The sequence below is a fragment of the Allobosea sp. 05T422_2 genome (genome assembly GCF_056396265.1).
This window is the reverse complement of record NZ_JBFTLD010000280.1, coordinates 1-8,508: the sequence shown is the minus strand read 5'-3', so window position 1 is coordinate 8,508 and position 8,508 is coordinate 1. Positions and strand designations below refer to the sequence as shown.

At 65.9% G+C, this 8,508-nt stretch carries 9 protein-coding genes; 7 read left to right on the top strand and 2 right to left on the bottom strand.

The features are described 5' to 3' along the window. The 3 genes from mscL to AC1DJT_RS30915 form a co-directional block, all read left to right on the top strand. Positions 1-343 (top strand): large conductance mechanosensitive channel protein MscL (gene mscL, locus AC1DJT_RS30925; protein ID WP_476835550.1); only part of this gene is annotated, 343 nt, incomplete at its 5' end. Positions 344-464: 121 nt separating this feature from the next. Next, a complete protein-coding gene (locus AC1DJT_RS30920; RefSeq protein ID WP_476835549.1) occupies positions 465-1,655 on the top strand; it encodes a pyridoxal phosphate-dependent aminotransferase in 1,191 nt (396 codons plus the stop codon). Positions 1,656-1,774: 119 nt separating this feature from the next. Further along, the gene (locus AC1DJT_RS30915; RefSeq protein ID WP_441489035.1) at positions 1,775-2,839 is read left to right on the top strand and encodes an AbrB family transcriptional regulator; all 1,065 of its coding nucleotides are present in this window, start codon (positions 1,775-1,777) and stop codon (positions 2,837-2,839) included. A gap of 7 nt (positions 2,840-2,846) precedes the next feature. Here the strand turns inward: AC1DJT_RS30915 and AC1DJT_RS30910 are convergent, their stop codons facing one another. Both AC1DJT_RS30910 and AC1DJT_RS30905 read right to left on the bottom strand, forming a co-directional pair. Further along, positions 2,847-3,782 carry an SMP-30/gluconolactonase/LRE family protein gene (locus AC1DJT_RS30910; protein ID WP_441506545.1) on the bottom strand — a complete coding sequence of 312 codons (936 nt, stop codon included), beginning with the start codon at positions 3,780-3,782 and terminating at the stop codon, positions 2,847-2,849. A 100-nt stretch (positions 3,783-3,882) separates the two neighbouring features. Then, positions 3,883-4,788, bottom strand: coding sequence for a LysR family transcriptional regulator (locus AC1DJT_RS30905; RefSeq protein ID WP_441506546.1), 906 nt, complete (start codon positions 4,786-4,788; stop codon positions 3,883-3,885). Between the two features lie 136 nt (positions 4,789-4,924). Here AC1DJT_RS30905 and AC1DJT_RS30900 point away from each other — a divergent pair, with 136 nt between their 5' ends. The 4 genes from AC1DJT_RS30900 to AC1DJT_RS30885 form a co-directional block, all read left to right on the top strand. Further along, positions 4,925-6,361: an FAD-linked oxidase C-terminal domain-containing protein gene (locus AC1DJT_RS30900; RefSeq protein WP_476835548.1), complete on the top strand. Its 1,437-nt coding sequence runs from the start codon at positions 4,925-4,927 to the stop codon at positions 6,359-6,361. Beyond that, positions 6,358-7,545 carry a glycolate oxidase subunit GlcE gene (glcE, locus tag AC1DJT_RS30895; RefSeq protein ID WP_441506547.1) on the top strand — a complete coding sequence of 396 codons (1,188 nt, stop codon included), beginning with the start codon at positions 6,358-6,360 and terminating at the stop codon, positions 7,543-7,545. The genes AC1DJT_RS30900 and glcE overlap by 4 nt, the downstream gene beginning before the upstream one ends. Before the next feature lie 92 nt (positions 7,546-7,637). Beyond that, a complete protein-coding gene (locus AC1DJT_RS30890) occupies positions 7,638-8,192 on the top strand; it encodes a DUF2585 domain-containing protein (RefSeq protein ID WP_476835551.1) in 555 nt (184 codons plus the stop codon). 3 nt (positions 8,193-8,195) lie between these two features. Continuing rightward, positions 8,196-8,508, top strand: a 313-nt coding sequence (locus AC1DJT_RS30885; protein ID WP_476835547.1) for a 4Fe-4S dicluster domain-containing protein, incomplete at its 3' end; no start/stop codon positions are given.

Below are 8,508 nucleotides of genomic sequence, written 5' to 3'. Positions count from 1 at the left end.
CTTTGGCAGGATCGTCGACTCTCTCGTCAGCGACATCATCATGCCGATCTTCGGCGCGCTGGGCGGTCTCGATTTCTCCAATTACTYCTTCGGCCTCAATAGCGCGGTCACCAGCCCGATCCTCTCCGAGGCCAGGAAGCAGGGCGCCGTGTTCGCCTATGGCAGCTTCGTCACTGCAGCCATCAATTTCCTGATCATCGCCGTTGCCTTGTTCCTGGTCGTGAAGGGCATCAACCGGGTGAAGCGGGACCAGAAGGCAGCTCCGGCCGAGCCGCCGGCCCCGCCGCAGGACGTCGTGCTGCTCGGCGAAATCCGCGATCTGCTGAAGCAGAAGAACGCCTGATTTCGCTCACCGCTCGCGGGCAATTCATCACCGCGAGCGATCAACCCGATCTCGCGATTTCATGCCTCCCGCTCGCCGCTTCGGCTAAAGGTGAGGCATTGAACTTGCGAGGTCGAAGCCGATGACGACGAGCACGCTGCCGGGCGCCAGCCTGATTGCCGAGTTGAGGCCAGAGGCCCGTAATGCACCCGAAAGCGGCATCGTCGAGGTGGTCAATCACGGCCGGCTGAAGCCTGGCCTGATCCCGCTCTGGGTCGGCGAGGGCGATCTCTCGACGCCCGATTTCATCGTCCGTGCCGCCAACAAGTCGTTGGCTGATGGCGAGACCTTCTACACCTGGCAGCGCGGTATTCCGGAGCTGCGCGAGGCGCTCGCGCGTTACCACACGGCGCTCTACGGTCAGCCGCTTTMCGCCGACCGCTTCTTCGTCACGGGCTCGGGCATGCAGTCCGTTCAGATCGCCGTCAGGATKATTGCCGGACCTGGCGATGAACTCTTGATTCCGACGCCGGCCTGGCCCAATTTCGCTGCGGCCATCGGCGTGGCGGGAGCCAAGGCCGTCTGCGTGCCGATGGATCTGGAGCACGGCCGCTTCACGCTCGATCTCGACAAGCTCGCCGCGGCGATCACGCCGAAGACGCGCGCGCTCGTCATCAACTCCCCGGCGAACCCGACCGGCTGGACCGCGACCAAGGACGAGATGGGCGCGCTGCTTGCCCTGGCTCGCAAGCACGGTATCTGGATCATCGCCGACGAGATCTATGGCCGCTTCGTCTATGGCGGGGCGCCGCGCGCAGCCTCCTTCCACGACGTGATGGAGGCGGAGGATCGCGTCCTCTTCGTCCAGACCTTCTCGAAGAACTGGGCCATGACGGGTTGGCGCATCGGCTGGATCGAGGTGCCGGTCGCCTTCGGCCAGGTGGTCGAGAACCTGATCCAGTATTCGACCTCGGGGTCGCCGGTCTTCGTCCAGCGCGCCGCGATCGCCGCTCTCACCGAGGGCGAGCCCTTCGTCGCCGAGCAGATCGCGCGTGCGACCGAAGGCCGGAAGATCATCTTCGAAGGCCTGAAGGCGACGAACCGGGTTTCGCTGACCGCGCCGGATGGCGCCTTCTACCAGTTCTTCAGTGTCGACGGCCGCGAGGATTCGCGCGCGCTGGCGATCGAACTGGTCGATGAGGCCAATGTCGGCCTGGCGCCGGGCACCGCTTTCGGCCCCGGAGGCGAGACGGGCCTGCGGCTTTGCTTCGCGCGCAAATCCTCTGACCTCGTCGAGGCGGTGGCGCGGCTGCAAAGGGCGCTGACGTCATAGGCCCCGCTGGGCGCAGCCCAGCCTTGCGCGGCGATAGCATCTCCTTGTTTGACCGGATTGCGCGCCGCGTTCATTGATCGGCCMTGCGTCGTGTCTCCTCGGCGCTTGCTCCGAGTGACATGACCGGCCCGGCTTACATCCCCTACAGGCTCAAGACATTGTCGCGTGAAGCGGCCGTGATTGCCTGCGCCGCCCTCGGCGGCGCCATTTTCGCGCTGTTCGACGTGCCGGCCGCCTGGCTCTCGGGTTCGATGCTGATCGTCTCGATCGTCGGCGTCGCCAAGCGCCTGCCCGATCTGCGCAAGCCCTGGTTCGATGCGACCATGCTGATGTCGGGGGTGCTGATCGGCTCCTCCGCGACGCCCGAGGCGCTTGCGGCAACGGCGCGCTATCCCGGTTCGCTGGCGGTCCTGTTCGTCGCGCTCGCGGCCATCATGCTCACCACCGGCGCCTATCTGCGTTACGTCGCGCGCTGGTCCTGGATTGATTCCCTGCTGGCCGCCGCGCCTGGCGCGCTGTCGGCGGTCATCGCCGTTGCCCATGCCAAGGGTGCCAATCTTGGCCGCATCGCGGTGATCCAGCTCTTCCGCATCCTTGTCCTGGTCGCGATCCTGCCCAGTCTGATGCGGGCCTTGAGCGATGGCAGCGTCGGTCAGATGCCGGCGGTGATCGTCGCCAGCGCACCGGATATGGCGCTGGTTCTTGGTGTGGCCCTGGTCACCGGGCTCGTCTTCGAGCGCATCGGCGTCACCGCGCCCTTCATCCTGGGCGCAACCATGGCCAGTGCCGTGCTGCATGGCACCGGCGTGGTCCATGGCACGCTCCCGCCCGAGATCGCGACCGTGGTGATGGTCATGCTGGGCGCGGCGATGGGCGGGCGCGTCTCCAACCTCAAGCGCGGCGAAATCGCCGGGCTGTTCCCGCTCGCCATTGGCGGCTTCTTCGTCTCGATGGTGGTCGCCTTCGCCTTCGCCTGGCCGGCCGCCTGGCTTGCGGGCGTGCCCTATGCCAGCGCAATGGCCGCTTTTGCGCCGGGAGGGCTGGAGGCGATGGCGATGCTTGCCTTCGCCATGGGGCTCGATCCGCTCTATGTCGGCGCGCACCATCTTGCGCGCTTCATGCTGCTCGGCCTCGCCATGCCGTTGCTGGTGGTCCGGATGAAGTCGGAGCCGCCGCAGAGTTGAGCGCGGTTCAGCGCTTCGGCCAGGTCGCCCCGTTGGCGTGGGTCATCACTGAGTAGAGTGATGTCGTGCCGCAGACGAAAAGGCGGTTCAGCTTCGCGCCGCCCCAGCAGACATTGGCGACGATCTCGGGAATCAGCACCTTGCCGATCAAGGTGCCGTCGGGGTGATAGACATGCACGCCGTCCGCCGCGCTGGTCCAGATGCGGCCGGTGGCATCGAGCCGGAAGCCGTCGAACAGGCCGGCCGAGCAGGTTGCGAAGATCTCCGAGCGGCCCAGCGACGCGCCGTCCCCCGTCACGGCGCATTTGCGGATGTGGCGCGGCCCATCCGGGTCATGGCTCGCCCCCGTATCGGCGATATAGAGCTCGCTCTCGTCCAGCGAGAAGGCGAGGCCGTTCGGCTTGACGAAGTCGTCGGCGACGATCGAGAGCGCGCCGCTGACCGGATCGATGCGGTAGACGTTGCAATGGCCGATCTCGCCATCCGCCTTGTCGCCCTCATAGTCGCTGCCGATGCCGTAATCCGGGTCGGTGAACCAGATCGAGCCGTCGGATTTCACCACGACGTCATTGGGGGAGTTCAGCCGCTTGCCCTGCCAGTTGTCGGCAAGCACGGTAATCGAGCCGTCATGTTCCGTCCGGGTCACCTGCCGCCCGCCATGCTCGCAGGTGACGAGCCGGCCCTGCGGGTCCACGGTATTGCCGTTCGAGTTCCGTGCGGGCTGGCGGAAGATGCCGACCTGGCCGTTCACCTCGTCATAGCGCAGCATGCGATTGTTCGGGATGTCGGACCAGACCAGGCTGCGATGGGCTGGAAACCAGGCTGGGCCCTCGGACCAGCGGGCTCCGGTCCACAGCCTCTCGACCCGCGCCGAGCCCGGCACGACCCGGTGGAAGCGCGGGTCCAGAACCTCGACGCCGGTGCCTTCGATCAAGCCGAACATGAGCGGGTTTCTCCAGTGATGTGTCGAAGATCGAGCAAGCCACGTGTCCGGGCAATCCGGCGCCGCGCAGATGCCCTACGACGGGCGGGCGGGAGCCGTCTCATAGATCAAGCCCCGCATCCCAGTACGGTGTCGCGCCATAGAGCTCCGCGAGATAATCGACGAAGACGCGCACCTTCTGCTCCATGTGCCGGCGGCTGGGATAGACCGCGTAGACGGCGACACGCTTGCCGACCGAGTAATCCGGCAGGACCCTGACGAGCTGCCCGGTCTTAAGTTCCGGCCCGACATCCCAGGTCGAGCGCAAGGCGATGCCGACGCCGGCGAGCAGCGCCTCGCGCACGACTTCGCTGGAATTGGTCCGAAGCGGTCCATTGACCCGCACGCCGACCGGACCGGACGGTCCGTCCAGCCGCCACTGGTCGGCATTATGGGCAATCAGCGTGTGGTGAGAGAGCTCCTCGATGCTGGCCGGTATTCCGCGAGTGGCGACATAGTCCGGCGCGGCACAGAGCACGCGGTGATTGGGCGCGAGCCGCTTGGCGACGAGGCTCGAATCCTGAAGGTCGGCGATGCGCACGGCGAGGTCGAACCCTTCCGCGATGATGTCGACGAAGGAATCGCTCAGGATCAGGTCGACGGTCACCATCGGGTTGGCATCGAGAAAGGGCTTCAGATGCGGCGCGATATGCAACCGGCCGAAGGAGGTGGGGGCGGAGACGCGCAAGGTGCCGCGCGCTTGGCCCGCGCCGCTTGCGACCCAGGCCTCGGCATCCTCGATCGAGGACAGGATCGAGACCACGCGCTCATAGAAGCCCTGTCCCGCTTCGGTCAGCGACAACTGCCGCGTGGTGCGCTGCAGCAGCCGCACGCCAAGGCGCTCCTCGAGCCGGCGGATGCGCTTCGAGATCACCGCCGGCGAGAGTTTCAATTCGCGCCCCGCCGCGGACATGCTCTTGGCCGTCACCACATGCGCGAAGACATCCAGATCGCCGAACCGGTCCATGCTCGCCCACCTTTTCCATTTTGGAAATAATCATGGCTTTTGGTCGCGCTGCAAGCGGGTTCGAATTGGTCTAACCTGTTTGTATGAAACCGGGTGTGGGTGATATCGCGAGAGCTGACATCCGGAGGAGGAGACCATGAGCGCCATTGCCTTTCCCGCGCCGCGCGCGGACATCCTGGCGCGCCGCGATGCGATCATCGCCGGGMTTGCCGGACTGGTGGCGCCCGAGGCCCTGATCACCTCCGATGACGAGCGCAGGCCCTATGAGACCGATGCGCTCACCGCCTATCGCCGCATGCCGCTGGCGGTCGTGCTGCCCTCGACGACGCAGGAGGTCGCGGCGGTGCTGCGCTATTGCGGCGAGCAGGGCGTTCCCGTCGTCCCGCGGGGGGCTGGCACCTCGCTCGCCGGTGGCGCGATCCCGCAGGAGGATGCCGTCGTCATCGGTGTGTCGAAGATGAATCGCATCCTCGAGATCGACTATGCCAACCGCGCCGCCAGGGTGCAGGCCGGCGTCACCAATCTCGCCGTCACCGGGGCTGTGATGTCCGAGGGCTTTTTCTATGCGCCCGACCCGTCCTCCCAGCTTGCCTGCTCGATCGGCGGCAATATCGGCATGAATTCCGGCGGCGCGCATTGCCTGAAATACGGCGTCACCACCAACAATGTGCTGGGCGTGACCCTGGTGATGCTCGATGGCTCGATCGTCGAGATCGGGGGCGCCCATCTCGATGCCCCGGGTCTCGACCTGCTCGGCCTGATCGTCGGTTCCGAAGGCCAGCTCGGCATCGTCACCGAAGCGACGGTGCGGATCCTGCGCTCGGCCGAGGGCGCGCGCCCGGTGCTGTTCGGCTTCCCGAGCAGCGAGCAGGCAGGGGCCGCGGTGGCCGCCATCATCGGCGCCGGCATCATCCCCGTCGCGATGGAGTTCATGGACAAGCCGGCGATCGAGATCTGCGAAGCCTTCGCCAAGGCCGGCTACCCGATGGATGTCGAGGCGCTGCTGATCATCGAGGTCGAGGGCTCGGACGCGGAAATGGACGCCCAGCTTGCGCGCATCGTTGCGATCGCGCGCGAGCATGGCGTCAAGACGGTCAAGGAAAGCAAGTCGGCGATGGAGACCGCCGCGATCTGGAAGGGCCGCAAATCGGCCTTCGGTGCGACGGGCCGGATCGCCGATTACATCTGCATGGACGGTACGATCCCGACCGGGCAACTGCCGTTTGTGCTGCAGCGCATGGCGGAGATCGTCAAAGGCTATGGACTGCGCGTCGCCAATGTCTTCCATGCGGGCGACGGCAATCTCCACCCGCTGATCCTCTATAACTGCAACGACCCCGTCGAGGCGCGCAAAGCCGAGGATGCCGGAAACGACATCCTCAAGCTCTGCGTTGAGGTGGGCGGTTGCCTCACCGGCGAACACGGCGTCGGCATCGAGAAGCGCGATCTGATGCGCGTGCAGTTCAACGAAGCCGATCTCAACCAGCAGATGCGGGTGCGGGCGGTCTTCGACAGCGAGTGGCTGCTGAATCCGGCCAAGGTCTTTCCGCTCGATGGCAGGGTCGCCGCGTGACCATTCACACCCCCACCACGGAAGCCCAGGCGTGCGCCGTCGTTGCCTCCGTCGCTGCTAACGGCACGCCGGTCACCATTCGCGGCGGCGGTACGCGGACCGGCTTGGGGCGCCCAACCCAGGTCGTGAGCACCATCTCCAGCGCCGGTCTGACCGGCATCACGCTCTACGAGCCGTCCGAGATGGTGATTGGCGCCAGGGCCGGCACGCCTCTGGCGGAGATCCAGAGGACGCTGGCCGACCGCGGCCAGATGCTGCCCTTCGAGCCGATGGATCACCGCGCATTACTGGGCACGGAGGGCGAGCCGACAATCGGTGCCGTCGCAGCCGGAAATATCTCCGGTCCGCGCCGGATCAACGCTGGTGCAGCCCGCGACTCGCTGATCGGCATCCGGCTGATCAACGGCCGGGGCGAGGCGATCAAGTCCGGCGGCCGGGTCATGAAGAACGTCACCGGGCTCGATCTGGTCAAGCTGGTGAGCGGTGCCCACGGCACGCTTGGCTTCCTGACCGAAGTCACCTTCCGCGTATTGCCGGCGCCGGAATGCGTGGCCACGCTGGCCTGGCCCGGCCTTGCCGACGAGGCGGCGGTCGCTCTGCTTTCGACCGCGCTCGGCTCGCCCTTCGAACCGATGGCGGCGGCGCATCTGCCGGCCGGCATCGGAGCCGACCAGGCCCGCACGCTGCTCAGGCTGGAGAATTTCGCGAGCTCGATCGCCTATCGCGCCGATGCGCTGGGCGAATTGCTGAGCCAGTACGGCAGGCCCGAACTGATCGAGGGGGCCGCCTCGCAGGAGCTGTGGCATTCCGTACGGGATGCGAGGTTCTTCGCCGGCAGCCATGAAGCCGTCTGGCGGCTCTCGCTTGCTCCGACGAGGGCCCCGCGTGCTACGGCGGCGATCATGCAAGCCTTGCCGCAAGCGCGCTGGTTCTATGACTGGGGCGGCGGCCTGGTCTGGCTCGCCGTGCCGCCTGACGAGGACGCTGGAGCCGCCGCGATCCGTGCTGCGATCAGGTCGCTTGGCGGTCACGCGACCCTGGTGCGCGCACCCCACGCGGTTCGCGCTGTTGTACCGGTCTTCGAACCACTGGCCGAGCCGCTGATGCGGGTCACGGCCGGAATCAAGAACAGCTTCGACCCGGCCGGAATCTTCGAGCCTGGCCGAATGTATGCGGGGATTTGATGGTGTTCGACCAGATAGCCGCCGCGCGTGAGATCCGCACTGAAGGGGGGCGCCGCCAAGCCTGGGCGCCGGGGCGGTTCAAGCCGGGCACGATTGCCCTCGTCGCGGCTCTGATGATTGCCGCAGCCRCCTTGATCCTGTTTGTCATGGGCCGCGAGCCGATCTGCAAATGCGGCTTTGTCAAGCCGTGGCACGGCGACGTCAATTCGTCGGAGAACTCCCAGCATATTGCCGACTGGTACACCTTCTCCCACATCATCCATGGCTTCCTCTTCTATGGCCTGTTCTGGTCGGTGCGCCGGCTGACCGGCCTGCCGATCTCGTTCGGGCAGGCGCTTCTTCTGGCGATCCTGATCGAGAACGCCTGGGAAATTGCCGAGAACAGCCCGGCGATCATCGATCGCTACCGGGAAATGAYGATCTCGCTCGGCTATACCGGCGACAGCATCATCAATTCGGTCTCCGATATCGCGGCGATGATCGTCGGCTTCCTTCTCGCCCGTGTCCTGCCCGTCTGGCTCACCATTTCGCTTGCGCTCGGCATGGAGCTGGTGGTCGGCTACCTCATCCGTGACAACCTGACCCTGAATATCATCATGCTGATCTACCCCGCCGACTGGATCAAAATCTGGCAGGGAGGGGCCTGAGCGATGCAGACCAACTTCACGCCGGAACATCTGGCCTCCGATCCGCGCCTGCCGGCGTCGGAGAAGATCCTGCGCACCTGCGTGCATTGCGGGTTCTGCACGGCAACCTGCCCGACCTATCTGCTGCTGGGCGACGAACTCGATTCCCCGCGCGGGCGAATCTACCTGATCAAGGACATGCTGGAGAACGGCAAGCCGGCGACCGAGCAGGTGGTGAAGCATGTCGACCGCTGCCTCTCCTGCCTCTCCTGCATGACGACGTGCCCTTCCGGCGTGCATTACATGCACCTTGTCGATCATGCCCGGGCCCATATCG

What these genes read in the sequence shown, in the direction of transcription:
- AC1DJT_RS30915 (WP_441489035.1), top strand. Translation starts at nt 1,775, where the DNA reads ATGACCGGCCCGGCTTACATCCCCTACAGGCTCAAGACATTGTCGCGT.
- AC1DJT_RS30910 (WP_441506545.1), bottom strand. Translation starts at nt 3,782, where the DNA reads ATGTTCGGCTTGATCGAAGGCACCGGCGTCGAGGTTCTGGACCCGCGC.
- AC1DJT_RS30905 (WP_441506546.1), bottom strand. Translation starts at nt 4,788, where the DNA reads ATGGACCGGTTCGGCGATCTGGATGTCTTCGCGCATGTGGTGACGGCC.